General features: G+C 39.3%; 22 protein-coding genes. 16 read left to right on the top strand and 6 right to left on the bottom strand.

The annotated features are described in order from the left end of the window. The first annotated feature begins 33 nt into the window (after positions 1–33). Positions 34–579 (top strand): L,D-transpeptidase, encoded by a 546-nt coding sequence (locus tag AC0VYV_RS13925; protein WP_475373928.1) that lies wholly within the window; start codon positions 34–36, stop codon positions 577–579. Positions 580–725: 146 nt separating this feature from the next. Here AC0VYV_RS13925 and prli42 read toward each other — a convergent pair whose 3' ends face one another. Further along, on the bottom strand, positions 726–818 hold the full coding sequence (gene prli42, locus AC0VYV_RS13920; RefSeq protein WP_142329569.1) for a stressosome-associated protein Prli42: 93 nt from the start codon (positions 816–818) through the stop codon (positions 726–728). Between the two features lie 206 nt (positions 819–1,024). On the opposite strand from prli42, the gene AC0VYV_RS13915 reads away from it, so the two are divergent. The 9 genes from AC0VYV_RS13915 to AC0VYV_RS13875 all read left to right on the top strand — a co-directional run bounded on the left by AC0VYV_RS13915 (position 1,025) and on the right by AC0VYV_RS13875 (position 11,657). Beyond that, complete coding sequence (locus AC0VYV_RS13915; RefSeq protein ID WP_430246961.1) at positions 1,025–2,683, top strand: acyl-CoA mutase large subunit family protein; 1,659 nt, start codon at positions 1,025–1,027, stop codon at positions 2,681–2,683. 21 nt (positions 2,684–2,704) lie between these two features. After that, positions 2,705–3,541 (top strand): methylmalonyl-CoA epimerase, encoded by an 837-nt coding sequence (mce, locus tag AC0VYV_RS13910; RefSeq protein ID WP_430246960.1) that lies wholly within the window; start codon positions 2,705–2,707, stop codon positions 3,539–3,541. After that, positions 3,538–5,088, top strand: coding sequence for an acyl-CoA carboxylase subunit beta (locus AC0VYV_RS13905; RefSeq protein ID WP_303531129.1), 1,551 nt, complete (start codon positions 3,538–3,540; stop codon positions 5,086–5,088). Before mce ends, AC0VYV_RS13905 begins: the two co-directional genes overlap by 4 nt. Positions 5,089–5,113: 25 nt before the next feature. Next, positions 5,114–6,235, top strand: coding sequence for a M20/M25/M40 family metallo-hydrolase (locus tag AC0VYV_RS13900; RefSeq protein ID WP_430246959.1), 1,122 nt, complete (start codon positions 5,114–5,116; stop codon positions 6,233–6,235). Positions 6,236–6,374: 139 nt separating this feature from the next. Next, on the top strand, positions 6,375–6,863 hold the full coding sequence (locus AC0VYV_RS13895) for a transcriptional regulator, SarA/Rot family (protein ID WP_430246958.1): 489 nt from the start codon (positions 6,375–6,377) through the stop codon (positions 6,861–6,863). Between the two features lie 98 nt (positions 6,864–6,961). Next, positions 6,962–8,242, top strand: coding sequence for a DNA polymerase IV (locus AC0VYV_RS13890; protein WP_194222081.1), 1,281 nt, complete (start codon positions 6,962–6,964; stop codon positions 8,240–8,242). A 36-nt stretch (positions 8,243–8,278) separates the two neighbouring features. Beyond that, the gene (locus AC0VYV_RS13885) at positions 8,279–9,232 is read left to right on the top strand and encodes an AAA family ATPase (RefSeq protein WP_430246957.1); all 954 of its coding nucleotides are present in this window, start codon (positions 8,279–8,281) and stop codon (positions 9,230–9,232) included. After that, positions 9,229–10,440 carry a DUF58 domain-containing protein gene (locus AC0VYV_RS13880; protein ID WP_475372649.1) on the top strand — a complete coding sequence of 404 codons (1,212 nt, stop codon included), beginning with the start codon at positions 9,229–9,231 and terminating at the stop codon, positions 10,438–10,440. The genes AC0VYV_RS13885 and AC0VYV_RS13880 overlap by 4 nt, the downstream gene beginning before the upstream one ends. Next, a complete protein-coding gene (locus tag AC0VYV_RS13875; protein WP_475367724.1) occupies positions 10,437–11,657 on the top strand; it encodes a hypothetical protein in 1,221 nt (406 codons plus the stop codon). Before AC0VYV_RS13880 ends, AC0VYV_RS13875 begins: the two co-directional genes overlap by 4 nt. On the opposite strand, the gene AC0VYV_RS13870 is transcribed toward AC0VYV_RS13875, so the two are convergent. Further along, positions 11,634–12,230: a lysostaphin resistance A-like protein gene (locus tag AC0VYV_RS13870; RefSeq protein WP_475367723.1), complete on the bottom strand. Its 597-nt coding sequence runs from the start codon at positions 12,228–12,230 to the stop codon at positions 11,634–11,636. The genes AC0VYV_RS13875 and AC0VYV_RS13870 overlap by 24 nt on opposite strands. Positions 12,231–12,320: 90 nt before the next feature. On the opposite strand from AC0VYV_RS13870, the gene rnz reads away from it, so the two are divergent. Then, a complete protein-coding gene (gene rnz, locus AC0VYV_RS13865) occupies positions 12,321–13,253 on the top strand; it encodes a ribonuclease Z (RefSeq protein ID WP_475367722.1) in 933 nt (310 codons plus the stop codon). A 30-nt stretch (positions 13,254–13,283) separates the two neighbouring features. Here rnz and namA read toward each other — a convergent pair whose 3' ends face one another. Next, entirely contained in the window at positions 13,284–14,303 is a 1,020-nt protein-coding gene (gene namA / locus AC0VYV_RS13860; protein ID WP_475367721.1) for an NADPH dehydrogenase NamA, read from the bottom strand. A 76-nt stretch (positions 14,304–14,379) separates the two neighbouring features. Continuing rightward, complete coding sequence (locus AC0VYV_RS13855; protein WP_430246950.1) at positions 14,380–15,165, bottom strand: glycerophosphodiester phosphodiesterase; 786 nt, start codon at positions 15,163–15,165, stop codon at positions 14,380–14,382. Between the two features lie 152 nt (positions 15,166–15,317). Here AC0VYV_RS13855 and AC0VYV_RS13850 point away from each other — a divergent pair, with 152 nt between their 5' ends. The 3 genes from AC0VYV_RS13850 to AC0VYV_RS13840 all read left to right on the top strand — a co-directional run bounded on the left by AC0VYV_RS13850 (position 15,318) and on the right by AC0VYV_RS13840 (position 17,723). Then, positions 15,318–16,934 carry a M20/M25/M40 family metallo-hydrolase gene (locus tag AC0VYV_RS13850; RefSeq protein ID WP_475367720.1) on the top strand — a complete coding sequence of 539 codons (1,617 nt, stop codon included), beginning with the start codon at positions 15,318–15,320 and terminating at the stop codon, positions 16,932–16,934. Between the two features lie 69 nt (positions 16,935–17,003). Continuing rightward, positions 17,004–17,390, top strand: coding sequence for a DoxX family protein (locus AC0VYV_RS13845; RefSeq protein WP_475373927.1), 387 nt, complete (start codon positions 17,004–17,006; stop codon positions 17,388–17,390). A gap of 123 nt (positions 17,391–17,513) precedes the next feature. Further along, entirely contained in the window at positions 17,514–17,723 is a 210-nt protein-coding gene (locus AC0VYV_RS13840; RefSeq protein WP_430246947.1) for a cation transporter, read from the top strand. Between the two features lie 52 nt (positions 17,724–17,775). Here the strand turns inward: AC0VYV_RS13840 and AC0VYV_RS13835 are convergent, their stop codons facing one another. Next, the gene (locus AC0VYV_RS13835; RefSeq protein WP_475367719.1) at positions 17,776–18,411 is read right to left on the bottom strand and encodes an FMN-dependent NADH-azoreductase; all 636 of its coding nucleotides are present in this window, start codon (positions 18,409–18,411) and stop codon (positions 17,776–17,778) included. Positions 18,412–18,583: 172 nt separating this feature from the next. Beyond that, a complete protein-coding gene (locus tag AC0VYV_RS13830) occupies positions 18,584–18,721 on the bottom strand; it encodes a hypothetical protein (RefSeq protein WP_194222070.1) in 138 nt (45 codons plus the stop codon). Positions 18,722–18,978: 257 nt separating this feature from the next. Here AC0VYV_RS13830 and cls point away from each other — a divergent pair, with 257 nt between their 5' ends. Continuing rightward, complete coding sequence (gene cls / locus AC0VYV_RS13825; RefSeq protein ID WP_475367718.1) at positions 18,979–20,424, top strand: cardiolipin synthase; 1,446 nt, start codon at positions 18,979–18,981, stop codon at positions 20,422–20,424. A 280-nt stretch (positions 20,425–20,704) separates the two neighbouring features. Further along, positions 20,705–22,753 (top strand): peptidoglycan D,D-transpeptidase FtsI family protein, encoded by a 2,049-nt coding sequence (locus AC0VYV_RS13820; protein WP_475367717.1) that lies wholly within the window; start codon positions 20,705–20,707, stop codon positions 22,751–22,753. Positions 22,754–22,760: the final 7 nt, after the last annotated feature.

Here is a 22,760-nt window from a genome sequence, read left to right as displayed (position 1 = left end):
ATGCATGATAGATACTAAAAGGGGTGTTAGACTATGACTTCTTTCTTACTATCGATATATCTCTCTGTGTCCATTCTTTTCCCATTCGGTAATCAGCCTAACGCCGGAGATCCGTTTCTTATCGTCAATAAGATGACAAATGAGCTTGCTTTCATTAATGACAATGAAATTCAACGTGTTTTACCAGTAGCGACCGGTCGAAGTATAGAAGATACACCAGAAGGGCTTTTTACAATCATTATAAAAGCCGAAGACCCTTATTACAGAAAGAAAAACATAAAGGGTGGTGGGAAAGACAATCCACTTGGTACAAGATGGATTGGGTTTGATGCAAAAGGCACAAATGGTCGGATTTACGGTGTCCATGGTACTAATCGTCCATATTCAATTGGTGAATATATAACGGCGGGTTGCATACGTCTTTTAAATAAAGAGGTTGAGTCGCTTTTTGAGGTCGTTCCAATTGGAACGAAAATCATGATTACTACGAGTGAGAATGATTTTTATAAGCTTGGGGTTGAATCTGGAGCCCTATCTAAGGATAAAGCTATTTTAGATCATAAAGGAGCCCAAAATTAACTTCGTTCATAGCTATGAATAATGATAGATACTAAAAGAGATTGCTTATACAAAGAAGAGGCTGTCAGCTGACAGCCTCTTCTTTGTATAGAATAAAAACTATTTCTTTATTTGAGAATGATTTTTTTGCTAAAAACAATTCGTTATTAAAACAACATCGCAGTTGCTCCAGCAAACAAACTAAGAAGCATCGAGATAATCATAATATATACAACAATCTTTGTGGCTTTACGAGGCATGAGAGTCCCTCCCAAAATAAACATTCTATTGTCATTTTACATGGATTTCTTATGTTGGACAAGACAATCCTTCATGAAACGGTAGCGAGTATCGACAAATTTTGTAGTTCTAGAAGGAAAACGCTTACTTAATGAAGAATTAGATATAAGTTAGACATCTAAATTTCGAATTAATTTTATAGCAAGACAACTAGGGAGGAATGGGGATGGAGACAGAGAACAAAGATTTTCAAACTCAATTTAAGGAATGGAAAGAACTAACTGAAAAACTAATTGAGAAGTTTCCGGAGAAGAAAGAAGCGTTTAAGACGAGCTCTGGAATTGATATAGACCGTTTGGGACATCCAGAAACTTTGGATAAGAACTACATGGAGAAATTGGGCTTACCAGGCCAATATCCATATACAAGAGGTATTCAACCAACGATGTACCGAGGTAGAACATGGACAATGAGACAGTATGCGGGGTTTGGATCAGCTGAGGAAACCAACCGTCGCTTTAGATATTTACTTGATCAAGGTCAAACTGGATTATCAGTAGCCTTCGATCTTCCTACACAGATCGGCTATGATTCAGACGATATGATGGCCAAAGGTGAAGTTGGTAAAGTGGGTGTTGCTATTGATTCACTCAATGATATGGAAGCGCTTTTACGAGATATCCCTCTTGATAAAGTCAGTACTTCCATGACCATTAATGCTCCAGCATCTGTATTGCTTGCTATGTATATTGTCGTTGCAGAAAAACAGGGAGTGTCACAGGCACAAATTTCTGGAACGATCCAAAATGATATTTTAAAAGAATACATCGCCAGGGGCACGTATATTTTTCCACCAAAACCATCTATGAGACTTATCACAGACATTTTCGCTTATTGTGCTGAGCATGTACCGCGATGGAATACGATTAGTATATCAGGCTATCACATAAGAGAAGCGGGATCGACAGCGGCCCAAGAGCTAGCTTTTACAATTGCTAACGGAATCGCTTATGTTGACGCAGCCATTGAAACTGGGTTAAAGGTCGATGACTTTGCACCAAGATTGGCCTTCTTCTTTAACGGACACAATCAGTTCCTTGAAGAAATTGCGAAGTTCAGAGCTGCGAGAAGAATTTGGGCAAAGATTATGAAGGAACGGTATGGAGCTAAAAAAGCGAAAAGCCTTCAGCTACGTTTTCACACTCAAGTAGCAGGATCAACGCTAACAGCCCAACAACCGGATAACAATATCGTTCGAGTTACCATTCAGGCGCTTGCAGCAGTATTAGGTGGTACCCAGAGTTTGCATACGAATGCAAAGGATGAAGCATTAGCGTTACCAACAGAAGATTCAGCACGGATTGCTCTTCGAACGCAGCAAATTATCGCGAATGAAAGTGGTGTTACGGATACGGTTGATCCGCTAGGAGGTTCTTTCTTTATTGAGAAACTAACTAATCAGTTAGAAGAGTATGTGTTTAAATATATTCGCAAGATTGATGATATGGGTGGTGCAGTCTCAGCTGTTGAGCAAGGTTATATGCAGCGGGAAATTCATCAAGCTTCTTATGAAACTCAAAAGAAAATCGAAAGCGGCGAAGAAGTCGTTGTTGGAATGAATCAATATACTCTAGAAGATGAACCAAAGCCTGAATTACATCGTATTGATCCGGAGCTTCAGCGCAAACAAATCGAGAAACTTGAATCGCTGCGCTCAACGAGAGAACCGAATCGAGTGAGCGCTCGGTTGGAAGAATTGAGAATGGGAGCTAAAGGAACTAGCAATTTAATGCCTCTTATTATTAACTGTGTTAGAGACTATTGCACGGTTGGGGAAATCTGCGGGGTACTTCGGGAAGAATTTGGTGAGTACACAGGAATCTAAACAAACTGGGAGTTGAACGATATGAAGAAGATTCGAGTATTGATTGCGAAGCCAGGTCTTGACGGACACGATAGAGGTGCTCTTGTTATTGCGCAGGCCCTTCGAGACTATGGAATGGAAGTGATCTACACAGGGTTAAGACAGACGCCACAGCAAATCGTTGCAGCTGCTGTACAAGAAGATGTAGATGCAATTGGCCTATCTTGTTTATCTGGGGCCCATAATGAATTATTCCCTGAGATTGTTTCATTATTAGAAGAGCGCAGTGCAGGGGATATTATTGTAGTGGGAGGGGGCGTAATTCCATGGGAAGACATTCCGTTTCTTGAATCAAAAGGGATTCAAAAAGTTTTCACGCCTGGAACACCTACAAAAGATACAGCCATTTTTATTGAAAAAGCAGTATATGAGCGTGATGGAATTGACCAAACAGTTAAAGAACCACCAAAGAAAATTGATCATATTGGGATTGCCGTTTCTTCTCTTGAAGAAGCACTACCTTTTTATGTGAATCAGCTTCACTTGAAGCTTGAAGCGATTGAGGAAGTCGCTTCTGAAGGTGTGAAAGTCGCTTTTATGAAAATCGGTGAGTCGAGAATCGAACTTCTCGAACCAATGAGTGAGTCTAGTCCAGTGGCCATATTCATTAAGAAGAGAGGCGAGGGTATTCACCATATTGCTCTAGCTGATGACAGGATTGAAGAACGATTGAAAGAGCTTTCTTCAAACGGTGTTAAGCTGATTCATGAAACACCTGTTAAAGGAGCTGGTGGAGCGAACATTGCATTTCTGCATCCTAAATCAGCAGGAGGAGTACTATACGAACTTTGTGAAAAGGGAACGAAGGAGGCAGAATAATGGACATGTACGATAAAATTAATGAACTGTATGATCGCAGAAGAGAAGTTGAAATGGGCGGTGGTGATGAACGGATTAACAAGCAGCACGAGAAAGGTAAATTAACCGCCAGGGAACGAATTGACTTGCTGGTTGACTCAGGTACCTTTGTTGAGTTGAACTCGTTCATTGAACATCGTTCTCAAGACTTCGGAATGGGAGATTTAAAAGCACCTGGAGAAGGTGTTGTGACAGGTTATGGAAAAGTAGATGGTCGTCCCATTTATGTTTTTGCCCAAGATTTCACTGTGTTTGGTGGCGCATTAGGGGAAATGCACGCCAAAAAAATAACCCATGTTATGGATCTTGCTGCTCGTAATGGTGCTCCAATCATTGGTTTGAATGACTCTGGAGGTGCGAGAATTCAAGAAGGTGTGGTATCATTGGACGGGTACGGACATATCTTCTATCGAAATTCGATCTATTCCGGAGTGATCCCACAAATTTCTGTGATTATGGGTCCATGTGCAGGTGGGGCTGTTTATTCACCAGCAATTACTGATTTTGTTTTTATGGTAGAAGATACGAGTCAGATGTTTATTACTGGTCCGAAAGTAATCGAAACGGTTACGCGTGAGAAAATTTCTGCTGAAGATCTTGGCGGTGCGAAAGTTCACCGTTCTAAAAGTGGAAATGCGCACTTCACAGGAAAAACTGAGGAAGAAGTTCTCGCAAACGTTCGCGATTTGATCACTTACTTACCATCCAATAACGAGGAGAAGACGCCAATCGTGGCAAGTCCGGAACGAGATGATTTTTGTTCAGATCTTGCCGATATTGTCCCATTTGACTCCACGAGGCCATATGACGTTAGAGCCGTAATTGATTCAGTGGTTGATAAAGATTCTTTCTTAGAAGTACAAAAGTATTTTGCGAAGAATATCGTCATCGGTTTTGCAAGAATCAAGGGAGAAACAGTTGGAATGATTTGCAATCAGCCTAAGGTAATGGCAGGAGGACTTGATATTGATTCTTCTGATAAGCTTTCAAGGTTTATCCGATTCTGTGATTCATTTAATATACCATTGATCACGTTTGAGGATGTTACAGGATTTTTCCCTGGGATCAAGCAAGAACATGGTGGCATTATTCGTCACGGAGCAAAAATTCTTTATTCATATTCTGAAGCAACGGTTCCCAAAATTACAGTTATTTTAAGAAAAGCTTATGGTGGAGCATATGTTGCCCTAAACTCGAAATCCATTGGAGCTGACCTTGTATATGCATGGCCGAATGCAGAGATAGCTGTAATGGGTCCAGAGGGAGCCGCAAACGTCATTTTTGCGAGAGAAATTAATGGGAGCGATAATCCCGAAGAAACGCGCGCTTCAAAGATTGAAGAGTATCGGGAGAAATTTGCTAATCCATACATAGCCGCATCACGCGGGATGGTTGATGATGTCATTGATCCGAGAGAGACTAGAATGAAATTGATTGAAGCACTGGAATTAATGAGAAATAAGCGAGAAGAACGTCCAAAGAAAAAGCATGGTAACATTCCGCTATAAAATGAATTACAGGAGGCACGACATCATGATTAATGAACAAAGACTTGTGGATGAGTTTTTAGAACTCGTTCAAATTGATTCTGAAACAAAAAACGAAAAGAAAATAGCTGCCATTTTAAAAGAAAAGTTCACATCACTTGGTGTGGAAGTAGAAGAAGATGATGCAGCAGAAAAAACGGAACATGAAGCCGGTAACCTAATTTGTACACTAAAAGGCAACGTCGAAAGTGCAGATCCGATCTACTTCACTTCGCATATGGATACAGTTGTCCCAGGAAAAGGAGTTAAGCCTTCAATTAAAGATGGTTATGTTGTATCGGATGGAACAACGATTCTTGGTGCCGATGACAAAACTGGACTAGCTGCGATGTTTGAAGCTATTCGTGTATTAAAAGAACAGAATATCGAGCATGGAACGATCCAATTTATTATAACTGTTGGAGAAGAGTCTGGGCTACAAGGTGCAAAAGTTCTTGATCCAGAGAAGCTAATTGCCAAATTTGGCTACGCTCTCGATAGTGATGGTGAAGTTGGTAAAATTATCACAGCGGCTCCTACTCAAGCAAAAATCAAGGCAACTATTTATGGAAAAACGGCTCATGCAGGAGTAGCACCTGAAAAGGGAGTTTCTGCAATCACGATGGCAGCAAAATCTATTGCTAAGATGCCTCTTGGACGTTTGGATAATGAAACGACAGCGAATATTGGTCGTTTTCAAGGTGGCTCACAAACAAACATTGTATGCGACTATGTGGAAGTTCTTGCAGAAGCACGCTCGCTCGTTCCAGAGAAAATGGAAGCTCAAGTAGAAAAAATGAAGAAAGCATTTGAGACAACAGCTTCAGATATGGGAGGCTCCGTTGATCTTGATATAAAGGTCATGTACCCTGGATTTAAGTTCAACGATGGTGATTACGTTGTAGAAATAGCGAAAAAAGCTATGGAAAAGATTGGTCGTTCCCCAGAATTATTAACTAGTGGCGGTGGAAGTGACGCAAACGTTATAGCTGGACACGGTATCCCTACAATTAACCTTGCGGTAGGTTATGAAGAAATTCATACGACAAATGAACGGATGCCGGTTAAAGAATTAGTGAAAGTTTCTGAAGCCGTTGTATCTATTATTAAAGAAGTTGCAAATGCATAGTAAGTAAAGCATTGTTTAGAACATTGTCGAATTTAGACAATGTTCTTTTTTTGTTGTTCTCATCTTCGTGGCAGGATTCCTATATTATGTTAAAATAGATTCGTATGATTACAATTTAAGAAGTGGAAGCGGTGTTAAGATGGACTCTATTCAAACTCATAAACTAATGAACTATATGCGCGGAACATATAAAGTTCTCGAAAATGAATGGCAAAAAAATGCAAGAGAGATTGGATTAACTCAGGCTGAACAACATGTCATGTGGATTGTTTACTTTGAGGAAGAGGTAACGATAACCAAAATATCGGAAATCGGTTTATGGGATGTCTCCACCGTTATGCAGGTATTAAAGCGGTTGAAAAACAAAATGTTCGTTAAACTTGAAAAGAAAACGGATGATCGACGCGTATCATACGTTACTTTGACTGAAGAAGGACTAACGAAAGTAGAAGCGAGTGACCAGTATTCATACTCCGTTATGAAATACCTTGAAGAATATCGCTCCAAATCAGAAGAAAACGCTGAATTTCTTGAAGCAATGTATCAATTTCAGTTGGAGTTCAATAAGCATTTTCACGGAAATGAATTTGTGAAATGGGTTGAAAGACAACAAGTTAAAACGACGTAAGACAGGGGGCCACTCCTGTCTTTTTGTTAGTTACTAGTGACAGGCACCGCCCGAATAGACTCGAACGGAGTCGATTTAGGTTTAAGGAGATGTGTGGAATGGATAGGAGTGCAAAGGGAAGAGGGAGAATTATTTTTCATGTGGATATGAACAGTTTTTATGCGTCAGTTGAAGCTGCTCATAATCCTGAGCTTCGCGGAAAACCTCTTGCGATTGCCGGGAATGTTGAGGAAAGGCGAGGCATTGTGGTGACGAGTAGCTATGAAGCGAGAAAGAAAGGTGTGAAAACAACAATGCCGGTATGGGAAGCGAAAAAGTACTGTCCAGAACTTCTCATCATGCCGCCTAACTTTCCCCTTTATCGCCAAACCTCCCTCCAAATATTCGAATTGTTAGAAACCTACACGCCACTCGTTCAGCCAGTATCGATTGATGAAGGTTACTTAGATATTACGGAAGATTGTGGTGAGAAAAGTCCTGTTGCTATTGCAAAGGAAATTCAACAGCGGATTCATTCTGAAATTGGTATTCCTTGTAGTATCGGAATTGCCCCTAATAAATTCTTGGCTAAAATGGCTTCTGATATGAAGAAGCCTTTAGGTATAACGATTCTTCGTAAAAGAGAGCTAGATAAATTACTCTGGCCGCTAGATGTTGGTGAAATGCATGGCGTAGGCAAGAAAACGAAGGGAAAATTGCATGAACTCAATATTAAAACCATTCACGATCTTGCTCATGCGAATCCTCTGCAGCTTGAAATGAAGCTTGGTATTAACGGAAGAAGGTTACATGACCGCGCAAATGGGAGGGACGACCGTCCGGTTGATCCTGACGCCATAGATGAGTTTAAAAGCGTTGGGAATTCAACCACTTTTCCAGAGGACCTCATTGATCATCATCGTATTAATACTGCGCTGACTAATTTATCAGATTCGGTCGCGAAGCGTATGAGTAAGAAAAATGTTTTGAGCTTTAATATTCAGCTGACGATTCGCTACAATGATCGCACAACTGTAACCAGAAGCAAGAAGCTTCAAAACCCGATTTCTCAATCTGCTGATATTTTAGATGCAGCTCAGCGACTATTTGAAAAGAACTGGTCCGGGCAGCCAATTCGATTACTCGGAATAACTGGACAGCAATTAGTAGATCGAAACGAAGCCACTGTTCAGCTTGATTTATTTTCTTTTGAAGCTGATTCAAGAAGAGATAGCTTACAGAAAACCATTGGATCTATCCGATCAAAATACGGAGATAGTGCTCTTCTAAAAGGGAACCAGCTTGGCGAAGATGGAAGCCATAAACTGCGAGACGAGAAAAGACGTGGGACGAGTCTAGATCGTGATTTTCTTTGGAATTATAAAAAAGAAAAAGAATAGCCTATTTTTCATCTGGTCTGAAAGGGAGCTGACAAAATGAAAATTGTAGAAAAAATGAAGATTGTTCAACAAGAAATGCAAAAGGTGCTGATCGGCAAAGAAAAAACGATTGAACTTGTAGTGATTTCATTGTTGAATAATGGGAATGTTTTATTAGAAGATGTTCCAGGTACCGGGAAAACACTTCTTGCCCGGTCAATGGCCGTTTTACTAGGAGGGGAATTTAAGAGAATACAATTTACTCCTGATGTTCTTCCAGGTGACGTCACAGGTATTCAATTTTTCAATCCTAAGAAACAAGATTTTGAATTACGACCCGGACCCGTTATGACGAATGTATTACTCGCAGATGAGATAAATCGAGCTACTCCAAGAACCCAGTCGAGTTTATTGGAAGTTATGGAAGAGAAGCAAGTAACCATTGAAGGAACAACGTTAAAGCTCCCTACTCCTTTTATCGTCATGGCGACACAGAACCCATTAGAATCACAGGGCACCTTCTCATTACCTGAAGCACAAATGGATCGCTTCTTTATGCAAATGAAAAGTGGATACCCAACCATGAAAGAAGAAAAACAGATGATTCAAATGATGAGATTACATAATCCATTTGATGATTTGACGTGTCTTTTTGAAGAAGGTGAGATTGAATCATTTCAAGAGGAAGTAAAACGAGTTGAACTTTCTGATGTGATTGAAGATTATTTACTTAATATTGTGGAAGCCACAAGAAATTCAGAGTACATAAGTGTTGGCGTTAGTCCAAGGGGCACAATTGCCTTTATGAAAGCCGCACAGGGAAAAGCGTATTTAGAAGGGAGACGATATGTCACTCCTGATGATCTCCAGTTCGTGGCTCCTTATGTTCTTAGTCACCGTCTTGTACTTACGATGGAAGGATCCATGCGGATGACGAAACAAAAAGTATTTAATGAAATTCTCACTCAAATTGAAGTGCCTGTGGAAGTGTTAGGGACATCAGCAACATGAGGTGGAGATCGTCAACTAGGCTTTCATTGTTTCTAACTTCATTTTTTGCCCTGAGCTGGATTGTGCTTCTTTCCTCATTTTATTTTCAATCTTTTGAACTTTTCTTAATCACCATTGCGCTATTGTTATTAACCTTTTTTACTCGTCTGTACTTGAAAAAGGCAGGTGAGCAAGTTGAGTTAGAAAATAACCGTCGAACGATTAAGCTTTTCAAAGGGGAGCAGGAAACCCTCTCTTTTACACTAAACAATACAGGGAAATTGCCGATATGGAATGGTCAGCTCCATTTTTCTCTAGAGCCTATTCTGCATGTTTCAAACGTTGATCTAGTCCAAAATACCAAATACCTTCAATTTTATTCCATACCTTTTTATCTTGGTAAAAAGGAAAGGAAAACCATTTCCTTTCCGATTTATGCAGATAAAAGAGGAGTGACTCGGATAAGAAAAGTAGAGCTTTTGATTAAAGATCTCTTTGGATGGGGGAAACAGTTATCCATTCTTGAAAGTTTATTTCAGACAGAAATTCTGATATATCCCGAACTTTTAGAGGTGAAAGGTGTAGAGCAACTTTCGATGTTCGAATTGGGAAGCCATTCATATGAACATTCGCTATATGAAAACCTCTCATCTCCAGCAGGTGCCAGGGAATACGAAAGTTCGGACCCATTCAATCGCATTCATTGGAAAGCCACAGCTAGAACCTCAGAATTGAAAACAAAAGTATACGAACGTTCGATTGATTTGAGGTGGATATTTGTTCTTGATTTATCTGTTAAAAAGAAAAATAGTCCTGGGCAGGTCTCTAAAGACATCGAGACGTATATTAGTCAACTTGCTTTTCTCTGCAAGCTTGCTACCAAAAGAGGAGTGTCATTCGAATTACATATCAATTTAGATCCAGAGGGACCGTCCCCATGTATGACACTGGAAGCAGGTGAGGGAAATGCTCAGTTGAGTAATGCGCTTGAAATGCTAGCTCGAATTGACGAAACGAGACCTTTGTTATCTTTTGAGCGAATGAGTGCATGGCTGCGGAAGCGAATAACAGATCGTTCTGTTATCATTCGATTAGGAGAACCGATCCAAGAGAGCAAAGAAGCAGCGTTTTACCATCTATTAGAAAGGAAAGGACATAAATGCTATGAAGTGAAAATGTCAGGTGATGACGCATATCTTAGCCATTTAGAGAGGAAGAAGGAGTCATGAGTTTACGAAAGGAACTCCCTCATATTCTTTATTACGTTTATGACATGTTGTTTGTGTATCTTATCATTTCGTTTTTTTATTTGTATGAAAAAACCTTTCCACCGATATTTCCCTTTCTGACCATGGTTATAGGGGGAGGCTTAGTATTTTTCGGTGTCTACGCCCGAAACCGAGCATACATTTCGTTTACATTGATGTTGCTGCTAATGGTTTTGACGACTCTTGCGGGAGTAGCAGTGCTAGGTTTTCCGTTCCTATATACGGTTCTTCTTTCAATAGTCATTGCCTGGCGGAGTTATATAAACATGTGGGAAATCGAGCGAAGTAATGATGCGCTCATATTTTTCTTGAGTTTAATTGGGGCGTTTCTATTCTTTTTATTTAGTAATTCATCTGAGCTTCGACAGGTTATTTTTTTGTTGCCTCTTGTGCAGTTTGTGATGCTTCTTATTTGTAGAGCCGCTGTAGAAGTTAGAAAAACAGGAGGGAAGAAGCAGGCAAGGTGGGCGATAAGCTTTATCTTCATTTTGTTATCTGCTTCAAGTGTTCTGTTTAGTATCCTGATTTGGGTGAAAGAACCGATAGTAAAAGCAATCTCTTATTCGATAAGCGGACTAGGTTATGTTATTGGTCTACCGATTTACTGGTTAACATCGTTTCTTGAAGGTCGCTTTACTGAAGATGGTCAGGAATTATTACAGACGAGCTCGAGTAGTGAGACTCAAGAAATCATGAACGATAAAAAAATTCTGAATCAAGGGATGGATATTCCGATAGAGATGATTTTCTATACATTACTTTTCATTTGCTTCGTTATTGTTGTGATCGTTTTGTATAAGAAAAGGTTGGCTCTTACTCGTTTTCAAGTCAAATCGTTTGCAACTTCGACAAGTGAAACATTGTATTCACAAAAAGGTAAGCAAATGAAGCAATTAAAGCCACCTTCTGATCAAATAAGAAAACAGCTCTATGATCTTGAAATAAAAGCTTTCAAATATCGTAATGGTCGCCAAAAAGATGAAACGTTAAGTGAATGGTTGCGAAGGATTCCTGGTAGTCGTGAAAACAAAGAGTTTATTGTTAAAATTTACGAGAAGGTTCGCTATGGAGAGAAACATCCAGATCACAAAGAGGCTCTTCTGTATAAAAAGCATGTGAAGAACCTCCTTCATGAAGTAAAGTTTTCGTATAAACTAGAGAAGCGGAAAGAAAACTAGAAGAAATAAGTCGAAAACAAGGTGTGAAAGCAGCGGAACGATCATATTTTCTGTGCGGTTATACAGGTATCCCCATACAATTCCTGCTAAAACAGCAGCTATTAGCAATAGAAAAGCGCCTGCGTATATGTGTGCACTCATATAAAGCAGAGCAGCTAGTAAGATTGGATACTTGATGTGAATCGTTCTTAGCTGTGTTTGTACAAATCCTCTCCAAAACAGTTCTTCTCCCGGAATAATGATAAGAATTAGGCTGTAATAATGCCAGGTTTGATCAGGCGCTACAAGTTGATAGAGTGCTTCAACCTGAGTGATCGATTGAGGGAGTATGTAGAGCATCATCACTTTACCCACATAAAAAATAAGATACAGCAAGCCACCACTTCCAATTCCGATTATGAGTTGAGCGAAAGAAGGTTTCCTCCATTTAACATGACGGAATGAAAAACTACCGAGTAAGAGAAGAGATACGGTAAAGAGCGGCCAGAAGATGTCATTTAACAAAAAGAAAGACAAGAATAAAAGGATATGAGATAGGAACAATGCAATTATTAATCTATATTTCGAAGACATGAGATTCAGCTCCTATATAGGATTCATACATACAGTGTAGCTGATCATTGAAATGTTTGCGACAAAGAGACGATGAAAAGGAGAATTAAGATGGAAATCACATTTCTTGGGACAGGTGCCGGTGTTCCTTCCACAAAACGCAACGTCAGTTCCGCAGCCCTGCGATTGGATTCTGGAGAAGTATGGTTGTTTGATTGTGGAGAAGCGACACAACATCAAATTCTTATTTCATCCATTACTCTTAGTAAAATGACAAAAATTTTTATTACTCATTTGCACGGAGACCACATTTTTGGATTACCAGGCATCCTTGGAAGTCGCTCCTTTCAGGGAGGAGAATCAGAGGTGATTGTATACGGTCCCAAAGGATTAGCTGATTTTATTAATACAGCGATTCGGATTAGTGGCACCTACCTACGTTATCCGCTGCGTATTGTAGAAGTAGAGGACGGGATTCAAGTGAATGAATCTCATTTTTCCATTAAGGTTGCTCTTTTGGAGCACGGAATCGATAGCTTTGGTTATCGTATTGAAGAAAGGGATAAAGCAGGTACGTTAAATGTTGAAAAATTAAAGGCTCTCGGCGTACAGCCTGGACCGATCTATCAAAAGTTGAAAAGCGGTAGTTCAATTAAACTGGAGAATGGGCAAACGATTCATGCGTGTGACGTGACAGGACCAACCATTAAAGGTAGGCACATTGTCGTTTGTGGCGATACAAGATTTACAGAAAAGACCATTGATTTTGCCAGAAATGCCGACGTTTTGATTCATGAATCTACTTTTTCTGAGGCAAACACTAGACTAGCGTATGAGTATTATCATTCCACTACAGTGCAAGCAGCTCGAATTGCAAAGGATGCTCGGGTGGAGAAACTGTTGTTAAATCATATTAGTTCTCGCTACCAGGAATCTGATGTTGTCGGACTGGTGGAAGAAGCGAGAAATCTCTTTGAAAATACCGATTTAATGGAGGACCAGACAACGGTACATATTCCATTAAGAAAAGCGAGCTCAACTTGAGCTCGCTTTATCTATATTTATTTCAACACATTAGTTCCAACCACGTTCATATTGTTTAGGAGCTTTTAAATCTCCTCCAAGTTCAGCTGCGGCAGTTCTAGCCCAATAAGGATCTCTTAACATTTCTCTAGCGAGTAAAACAAGATCCGCGCGTTCATTTTGAATGATCTCTTCTGCTTGAAGAGGATGGGTAATTAATCCAACGGCTCCAGTCGCAATGTTAGATTCCTTTCGGATTTGTTCGGCATGCTTTACTTGATAACCTGGGTAGGCTTGAATACGCGCAGGAACAACTCCACCAGTACTGCAATCAACAAGATCGACGCCTTGCTTTTTCATTTCGTCAGAAAAATAAATGAAATCCTCCATTGTATTACCTTCTTCATGGTATTCCTCAGCAGAAATTCGAACGAATAGAGGTCCGTCCCAAACTTTGTTTACTTCATTAATGGTTTCTTTTAAGAAACGATAACGGCTTTCTTTTGAACCGCCATATTCATCTTTACGTTTGTTAGTGAGTGGGGATAGAAATTCATTGATTAAATATCCGTGAGCGCCGTGTAGTTCAATCACATCGAATCCTGCTTCCTTCGCTCGTTCCGCTCCTTTTCTAAAAGCAACGATGGTTTCCTTAATTTGTTCGACCGTCATTTCTTCTGGTGTTTTCATCTCCTCATTGAAAGGAATGGAAGATGGTGCAATAATCGGTCCATCCAGAACGGCTTTTCGACCTGCGTGCGCAAGTTGAATGCCAACTTTTGATCCCTGTTCTTGAGAAAGATGAACAATTTTTTTTAATCCTTCGATATGGTCATCACTCCAGATTCCAAGATCTTGTGGAGAAATACGACCTTGTTCTGTGACGGCTGCTGCTTCTGTGAAAATCAAGCCTGTTCCTCCTACAGCTCTGGAAGTGTAGTGAATATAGTGGAAGTTTGTGGCTTTACCATCCTGTGCTTCACATGAATACATGCACATGGGACTCATCACAATCCGGTTAGGGAAGGTGACATTTTTAATAGTATATGGTGTAAATAATGCTGAAGACATGCAATCGCTCCTTTATTACTTCTTTCGTGACCCCAAAAGTATAGCATGTCTTAAAATAGATGTCGCAAATCTTGATCTACTTTGTTACTACACTCCAGACAGTTTTCCACCATGATTTCTTTTGTTGAGGAATTTGTTTATTATGCATGATATTAAGCGCCAGGTCTGGGACGTCTGTCATAATTCCATCCACTTCCCAATCGAGGAATTGTCTGAGTCCTTTTTCGTCATTGACCGTGTAAGGACGTATTTTAATGCCATGTGAATGCACTGCTTTTACGAGTGATGCATGGATTGATTTGAATTGCGGATGGATCGCTTTTGCTTTTAATTTCTTAGCATAATGCCATGGCTCATGTAAATTCCCCTTATAAAGAGGTGCTGTTTCTAATTTTGGCCATAACTTATGCACATCTATCAGCCGATGGTGTTCAAAGCTAGAAATCATTGTATTCTTCTCAGAGCGATATTTCTTAATGAGTGGAATCGCCACTTTGGCAAGCTGTTCGTCGTCTTCTCGATAGTATTTTAATTCAATGTTTAACCAAACGTCTGGGTAGTCTGCTGCCCATAACAAAACCTCTTCTAACGAAGGGATTTTTTCATGTTTAAAATCGGGAGAAAACCAACTTCCCGCATCAAGTTTTTTGAGGTCAGAGAGAGTGGTTTGTGTCACAATCCCCTTTCCGGATGTTGTCCTTTTCAGCGTTCGATCATGAATGACGACAGGGATCCCATCTTTTGAAAGCTGAATATCAATTTCAATTCCGCCTGCTCCAAGATGAACAGCGCGTTGATAAGCACTTATTGTGTTCTCGGGGCATTGTCTACTTGCGCCTCTGTGAGCGAATATAATTGTCATTGTTCCCCTCATTTCTGCTGGTCTTTTCGGGTTTAGTATGTATAAAATATGATAAACGGAAAAAGAGTTCATAAAAGTCCGTCTATTCCCATTAAACCTACCAAAAACAGGTTGAATTTGCAAAAATAACAGACATATGAGGGGGCGATGAGATGGGGAAATGGCAAACGAAAGAAACCTTGATGTACTTACTATCCAGGCTAGTTGAACATCAGAGTGTAACGGGATCATATCCGGAGGTAGCACTTGCTGAATATATTCACCTTCAGCTTCAGGATTTGGACTATTTCAAAGACAATCCTAAAATGCTCGCTCTTCATCCAACAAGTGATGGTCGCTCTTTCGTTACAGGACTTATTAAAAAAGGACGGTCTAAGAAAACAGTTATTTTAATTAGCCATTTTGATGTGGTAGACATAGAAGACTACGGACAATTCAAAAATCTAGCTTTTAGTCCATATGATCTTACAGAAGAAATATACAAAAATATTGATAAAATGCCGGTTGAAGTTCAAAACGACCTTACAAGTGGCGAGTGGATGTTTGGGCGTGGTGTCATGGATATGAAAGCTGGGATTGCCCTTCAAATGAGTATGCTTGAAAAAGCAAATTTTGGTGAATTTGATGGGAATATTTTATTCCTTACCGTTCCTGATGAAGAAGCGAATTCACTTGGCATGATCGAAGCTGTTCCTGTACTTGTCGAAATGGCTAAACAGCATGATTTAATTTATACTGCCTGCTTAAATTCAGAACCTGTTTTTACAAATTATCCTGGCGACCAGAACTTGTATGTTTATTCAGGATCAATTGGAAAGCTATTACCTGGCTTTTTCTGTTACGGTCAAGAAACGCACGTTGGTGAGCCGTTCTCAGGATTGAACGCTAACTACATGGCTGCTGAAGTAACAAGAGAGCTTGAGCTTAACGCTGATTTTTGTGAAGTTGTCGATGGGGAGGTAACACCTCCGCCAACTAACTTAATGCAAAAGGATTTAAAAGAAGGATACTCCGTACAGATTCCGCATGTGGGTGTAACTCTTTTCAATGTTCTTGGTATGGAGAGGAGCATTCAGCATATTACAAATCAATTAATGGAGGCAGTCAAAGTTGCTGCCAAACGCATTGAAAATCACTATTTGGAGAAAGCTACAGCGTTCTCCATGCTCCAAAACTATGTCCCTGAACCATTCAAGGTTAACGTTCTGACTTATGAGCAGCTGCACCAACGTGCTGTTATGCTGTTTGGGGAGGCAGAAATTAAACGTCGGCAAGATTATATATCTGCCAATTTTAAAGATCTAGGCGATCGAGATCTTTCAACAAGAATGGTTTTTGATTTAGCCGCACTTTGTAAAGATGATGGTCCGATGATTATCCTTTTTTATAATCCGCCATTTTATCCGGCTGTATCTTCCAGGCATGATTCTTTTATTCAGGAAACCATTCAGCGAGTGGTCGCTTATAGTTCAACTAAACATAAGGTGACGCTGAAACCTCAACATTATTTTCCAGGACTTTCTGATTTAAGCTTCGTAGGGCTTGAAAGAACGAAAGAAACAATCCAACCATTAATGAGCAACATGCCGTTATATGGTCAATCATACGAATTGCCTCTAGAAGCTTTAGAGCAGCTAAAAGTTCCCGTCATGAACCTTGGCCCTAAGGGTAAAGATGCGCATAAATGGACAGAACGCCTTGAACTCACCTATTCTTTTGAAACGCTTCATGAAATGCTTCCTTATACAATTAAGGAGCTGCTTCGCTAAGCGTTTTCCTTCAACAAATGAAGGTGAGTTTGCTATCATGAAAGAATCGAAGTGAAAAGGAGATAATTTATGAAAAAAACGATTCGGATGATAGCGCTCGTCTTATTTGCTTTCTTCTTTATTTTTGCAGGATTTGCTCATTTTCTTCAGGGTGAAGGTTTTGCCGCAATGGTACCCGATTGGGTTCCGTTTAAACTCGGCTTCATTTATTTAACTGGAATCATAGAAATCGTATTAGCGATTCTTCTACTTGTTCCTTCCACACGAAAACAGGCTAGATTGTGGACGGTCATATATTTAATCGCCATTTTTCCAGCAAATATTTATGCAGCAATTGCTGGCGTACCTGCTCCAGGGCAAGATGAAGCAAATCAAGTATTATTATGGGTGAGATTACTTTTCCAACCATTATTGATCTGGTGGGTATTCTGGGCCGCAGCTCAAAAAGACAGTTAGGGAATTTCCCCTGCTGTCTTTTGCTATAATTGAAAGTTCTAGCTTTGAATTTTTGGACATAGTACTTTAACAAGAATAGGGGAAGAATAGAGTCAACTTAACAACTGGAGGGGTGAACAAGGAGTGGAAAAAACAACTTTGAAGATTAAAGGAATGACTGGAGAAAATTGTATGGTGATCGTTCGGACTGCTTTACTAGAATTGAATGGAGTTTTGGCTGTAGAAGTTCATCTCAAGGAAGGAAATGCTAAAGTAACCTATGATAAAAATGAAGTGTCTACCTCAGATATACAGAAAGTAGTGGAAAAGCAGGGGTATGATGTGAAGGTATAAAAAACCAGCTGAAATTAATTCTTCAGCTGGTTTTCGTGAATATATATCGAGATTAGAATGTATGTGCAGTGTCTTTTGCACGAGCAATAGCTTCCTGTTTAATTTCTTCTGCTTTATCTGGCATAGCATTATGACCTTCTACAAAGAGTCCTTCGTATTCTGGAACACCGTAGAATTGCATCATCGTTGTGAAATAACGATGACCCATTTCCATTTCAGCAGCGGGACCTTCAGAATACACGCCACCACGTGCCTGGATATGAATGGCTTTTTTATCTGTTAAAAGACCTACAGGGCCATTTTCAGTATATTTAAAGGCTTTACCAGCCACAGATACAGAGTCAAAATAGGCTTTCATTACTGGAGGGAAAGAGAAATTCCAGAGTGGAGTAACGAATACATATTTATCTGCTTCAATAAATTCTTCACTTAATTCATTAAGACGCTGTACTTTTTCTTGCTCACTTGCTGATAGTTCTTCAAACCCTTTTCCTGACTGCAATTTTCCCCAGCCGCTGAACACATCAGCATCGATTTGAGGAATATGCTCACTATAAAGATCAATATGAACTACCTCATCGTTTTCATTTTCTTGCTTATACGTCTCTATAAATGCTTTACCTACTGCCATACTATAAGATTGAGTATCATCGTGTGGATGAGCAGTGATGTATAAAACTTTTGCCATTACAGATTCATTCCTTTCCTATTCGTTCCGATTATCTCGAATTGAGTTATTCTTAATTCAAGACAAACTATAAAACAGACGTAAGTTTGATTCAAGGAATTTGCCTCATAGTAATTAAATCAATGTTAAAGTCATAAAAGCCTTGCTAAATGAGCAAGGCTTTTATGAAGAATTATTTAGTTGGTGGCAGTTGAAATGGATTGCAGCTGATACATTTTCGAACGTCATCAGTGATTTTAAGAGGTTGATTCTTAGCTGAAGTTACAGAGGGAACAGAGCTTCCATCGAAATGAATTGGTTTACCATTCATTTAAACTCCTCCTTGTATTTGTTGCTTCTATTTTACTTGGAAAAAAGAAGAAGTGGAATAGCTTTTATGTAATAAAATTCAATATTTTTTGTTTCAACTAACAAGAGAAAATGGATAAAATCACTTAATAATGAGATGAAATATGGAAAGGATTCACTTGTTTCACAATTAATCTTAATAACAGTTTAGAAATAAGGTAAACTTAAGGGATTAGAGAGTAAAATTTGTCATTGTGGTTAATAAAGGAGTTATGATTTATGCACATTATATCGATTTTATTAGGAATATTATTCGTTCTAAATCTTGGTTTTGCTGCGCTCGTTATTTTCCTGGAACGGAAGGATGCTGGTGCCACATGGGCCTGGCTAATGGTCCTTCTTTTTATTCCGCTCCTTGGTTTTGTAATGTATTTAGTTTTTGGACAAAACCTTAGTCGAAGAAGATTATTTGATTGGGATAATATTAAAAAAGTAGGAATCGAGGATTTAATTGAGGAACAAGTTAGTGAGATTAAAAGTGGGATTTATCCATTTAGACATGAAGAAATTGCCAGACATAAAGATCTTATTTATATGCATCTTGTAAATGATGACGCAGTACTTACTCAGGATAATGCAATAAGCGTTTTTACAGATGGAGAAGAAAAATTCAACGCACTAATTGAGGATATTGGTCGTGCGAGTGATCATATTCACTTTCAATACTATATTTTTCAAAAAGATGATCTTGGTAGAAAACTGGTAGAAAAGTTGACTCGAAAGGCACAAGAAGGTGTGAAGGTACGTGTTCTTTATGATGAAATGGGTTCAAGAAAAACAAGGAAGCGATTCTTCCGAGATTTAATTGCAGCGGGAGGAGAAGTGGAGGTGTTTTTCCCTTCTCGAATTCCATATGTCAATACTCGCTTGAATTACCGAAATCACCGCAAGCTCGTTATTATTGATGGGAAACTTGGCTATGTTGGTGGGTTTAATGTTGGTGATGAGTACTTAGGTTTAAATCCGAAGTTTGGGTATTGGCGTGATACACATCTACGAATAGAAGGAAGTGCAACGCTCGCTATGCAAACACGGTTCCTCTTAGATTGGAATCATGCTGCTCGGAACAAAGTAGGGTATAAATCTTGTTATTTTCCTATTATCGAATCGATTGGAAAAGCAGGTGTGCAGGTCGTCAGTAGTGGACCAGATTCAGAATGGGAACAGATTAAGAATGGGTACATTAAGCTTATTACATCAGCAAAGCGCACCATATTCATTCAAACCCCTTACTTTATACCAGATGCAAGTCTGTTAGATGCTTTACGTATAGCGGCTCTTAGCGGGGTTGATGTGAGGTTAATGATTCCCAACAAACCTGACCATTTGTTTGTCTACTGGGCAACCTATTCTTATGTGGGAGAATTACTGAAAGCGGGAGCTAGAATTTACATTTACCAGAACGGGTTTATACACGCTAAAACTATAGCGGTTGACAGCGAAATATCTTCGGTAGGAACAGCAAATATTGATGTTCGTAGCTTTCGACTTAATTTCGAAGTGAATGCCTTTATTTATGATGAGGAAATCTCTAAGAAACTGGAGAATATTTTCATAAATGATATGAAGAAGAGTGAGGAACTAACAGAAGTGGAATATCTTGAACGTTCGCTTTGGATACGTTTTAAAGAATCAATTTCACGCTTGCTTTCGCCAATACTATAAGATCTTAATAGAAATACGTAAAGGAGTGTGTTAACGAAACACGCTCCTTTTGTTATGTCTTTACGGAGAAACAAGCGTAAAAAGGTCTGAATCGATCACACATAGCTACTTTTACACTTTAAATTGAACCATTCAAACGTATTGAATCGTCTAACTATAGAGAGAGTAAGCGTTTATTTTGGTGTTAAGAAATTGTATTTATTTTCTAATAAGGAAAAAAGTCCTAATAAACCTATGTTATGATAGTTGGGAAGATAAGGAAATGTCGTGGGGGGCCTTTATGATTAAAGAAAAAATGAAGAAAACACATGTGCCATTTCGGCTGAATATCTTATTTCTTTTTGTTTTTTTATTGTTTTCTGTTTTAATCTTACGGCTTGGTGTGATTCAAATTGTGCAAGGGGAAGATTTTGAGCGAATCTCAGAGCAAACAGAAAATGTGACAGCGAAATCATCGGCGCCAAGAGGGAAGATGTATGATCGGTATGGAAGAGTACTTGTTGATAACGAACCAACGTTTACATTAACGTATATCCGAAATCAGAAGACGAAACAGCAGGAAAGACTTGATGTAGCTCGTAAGTTAGCAGCATTTATTGAAATGGATACAGATAAAGTGACTGAACGAGATTTAAAGGATTTTTGGATTATCACGAGACCAGAAAAGGCAAAGGAGAAGTTATCGGAAGAAGAAAGGAATGATCTTGATTCTAAAAAAGCATATCAATTGCAAATTGATCGGATTAAAGAAGAAGATCTTAAAGAGATAACGAGTGATCAAGAGGAATTAAAAATAGCTGCAATTAAAAGACAAATGGATACTGGGTATGCGCTTTCTTCTCAGGCAATTAAAAAAGGATTAACGAGAGAAGAAATCGCAAAAGTGAGCGAGAACCTAGAAGAGCTTCCTGGAGTTGATATCTCACCAGATGCCGAACGTGTCTATCCATACGATGAAACGATGGAGACGATGTTTGGTAATCTAGGACAAATCCCTAAAGAATCTTTAGATGCCTATACAATGAAAGGCTACGACAATAATGATCTTGTAGGCATCAGCTATCTTGAGAAGCAGTATGAGGATTTATTAAGAGGGCAGAAAGCGATGAAGAAGTACGTAACGGATAAATCAGGCAAACCAATAGGTGAACCTGAGGTGACTCCAGGAAAAAGAGGGAATGATCTCGTTCTTACAGTAGATATAGATCTTCAGCAGAAGCTTGAAACAATTCTTGAAGAGGAATTAAGAAAGGCTAGAGCGCGTGGGAACCCATACGCTGATCGTGCGTATGCGATTGGAATGGACCCAGAAACGGGTGAAGTATTAGCCTTTGGTGGAACAAAATATAGCTCGAAAGAAAATGAGTATATCGAGTATTCCTATGGGACCCTTTCAGAATCATATGAAATGGGATCAGCGGTGAAAGGGGCGTCCGTCCTAACGGGTTATGAAACGGGTGTGATTAGCCATGGGACAACTCTATTCGATACTCCAATATCTATTCCTTCTACCCCCAAGAAAGCGTCATATGCAAACTTAGGGTGGGTAAATGATGTGGAAGCATTAGAGAGATCCTCCAACGTGTATATGTACCGAATCGCTATGATGATAGCAGGGTTTGATTATGTTCCAGACACAAGCGGGATTCCTTGGAATCGAGATGGCTATAATGCTGTTCGTTATCACTTCAATCAATTTGGATTAGGTAATAAGACGGGAATTGATATGCCAATTGAAACAACAGGAATCAATGGAGGCATTCAGCAAATTGGTAACTTAATGGATTTAATGATTGGTCAGTTTGATACGTATACCCCCTTGCAGATGGCTCAGTATATTTCAACGATTGCAAATGATGGGAAAAGAATTCAACCACACTTTTTAAAAGAAGTTCATGAAGCTTCAAATGTCGATGGGTTATCCAATATTATCGTGGATCAGTTCGATACAAACGTAATGAATCGTATTCAAATGAGTCAAAGTGATATAAATCGAGTGCAAAATGGTTTATGGCGAGTGACGAATGCTAGCAATGGTACAGCGACAAAGTATTTTAAGGGAGTAGATTTCACTCATGCGGGTAAAACAGGGACTGCTCAGGTGTCATTCGGTAATGATAATCAGGTTAAGGGTTTTAATTTAACCTTTGTTGGCTATGCTCCTTATGAGGACCCTGAAATTGCTTTAGCCGTTGTAGTCCCTAGCTTAAGTAGTGATCGAAATGAATCAGTAAATAAAGACATAGCTAGACGATTATTTGAAGCTTATTTTGATCTTAAAGACGAACCAAAACCAGCTTCTCCTGGTGAAGAGGAAGATGCTGAATAACAGATTA

The organism is Anaerobacillus sp. QJM3NY_17 (genome assembly GCF_056173665.1).
The sequence above is the reverse complement of the archived record's forward strand: the minus strand, read 5'-3'. Positions and strand labels throughout refer to the sequence as shown.

What these genes read in the sequence shown, in the direction of transcription:
- rnz (WP_475367722.1), top strand. Translation starts at nt 12,321, where the DNA reads ATGGAAATCACATTTCTTGGGACAGGTGCCGGTGTTCCTTCCACAAAA.
- AC0VYV_RS13875 (WP_475367724.1), top strand. Translation starts at nt 10,437, where the DNA reads ATGAGTTTACGAAAGGAACTCCCTCATATTCTTTATTACGTTTATGAC.
- AC0VYV_RS13830 (WP_194222070.1), bottom strand. Translation starts at nt 18,721, where the DNA reads ATGAATGGTAAACCAATTCATTTCGATGGAAGCTCTGTTCCCTCTGTA.
- AC0VYV_RS13835 (WP_475367719.1), bottom strand. Translation starts at nt 18,411, where the DNA reads ATGGCAAAAGTTTTATACATCACTGCTCATCCACACGATGATACTCAA.
- AC0VYV_RS13850 (WP_475367720.1), top strand. Translation starts at nt 15,318, where the DNA reads ATGGGGAAATGGCAAACGAAAGAAACCTTGATGTACTTACTATCCAGG.
- AC0VYV_RS13895 (WP_430246958.1), top strand. Translation starts at nt 6,375, where the DNA reads ATGGACTCTATTCAAACTCATAAACTAATGAACTATATGCGCGGAACA.
- AC0VYV_RS13880 (WP_475372649.1), top strand. Translation starts at nt 9,229, where the DNA reads ATGAGGTGGAGATCGTCAACTAGGCTTTCATTGTTTCTAACTTCATTT.
- AC0VYV_RS13845 (WP_475373927.1), top strand. Translation starts at nt 17,004, where the DNA reads ATGAAAAAAACGATTCGGATGATAGCGCTCGTCTTATTTGCTTTCTTC.
- AC0VYV_RS13890 (WP_194222081.1), top strand. Translation starts at nt 6,962, where the DNA reads ATGGATAGGAGTGCAAAGGGAAGAGGGAGAATTATTTTTCATGTGGAT.
- AC0VYV_RS13915 (WP_430246961.1), top strand. Translation starts at nt 1,025, where the DNA reads ATGGAGACAGAGAACAAAGATTTTCAAACTCAATTTAAGGAATGGAAA.
- AC0VYV_RS13870 (WP_475367723.1), bottom strand. Translation starts at nt 12,230, where the DNA reads ATGTCTTCGAAATATAGATTAATAATTGCATTGTTCCTATCTCATATC.
- prli42 (WP_142329569.1), bottom strand. Translation starts at nt 818, where the DNA reads ATGCCTCGTAAAGCCACAAAGATTGTTGTATATATTATGATTATCTCG.
- AC0VYV_RS13900 (WP_430246959.1), top strand. Translation starts at nt 5,114, where the DNA reads ATGATTAATGAACAAAGACTTGTGGATGAGTTTTTAGAACTCGTTCAA.
- AC0VYV_RS13885 (WP_430246957.1), top strand. Translation starts at nt 8,279, where the DNA reads ATGAAAATTGTAGAAAAAATGAAGATTGTTCAACAAGAAATGCAAAAG.
- AC0VYV_RS13855 (WP_430246950.1), bottom strand. Translation starts at nt 15,165, where the DNA reads ATGACAATTATATTCGCTCACAGAGGCGCAAGTAGACAATGCCCCGAG.
- mce (WP_430246960.1), top strand. Translation starts at nt 2,705, where the DNA reads ATGAAGAAGATTCGAGTATTGATTGCGAAGCCAGGTCTTGACGGACAC.
- AC0VYV_RS13820 (WP_475367717.1), top strand. Translation starts at nt 20,705, where the DNA reads ATGATTAAAGAAAAAATGAAGAAAACACATGTGCCATTTCGGCTGAAT.
- AC0VYV_RS13925 (WP_475373928.1), top strand. Translation starts at nt 34, where the DNA reads ATGACTTCTTTCTTACTATCGATATATCTCTCTGTGTCCATTCTTTTC.
- cls (WP_475367718.1), top strand. Translation starts at nt 18,979, where the DNA reads ATGCACATTATATCGATTTTATTAGGAATATTATTCGTTCTAAATCTT.
- namA (WP_475367721.1), bottom strand. Translation starts at nt 14,303, where the DNA reads ATGTCTTCAGCATTATTTACACCATATACTATTAAAAATGTCACCTTC.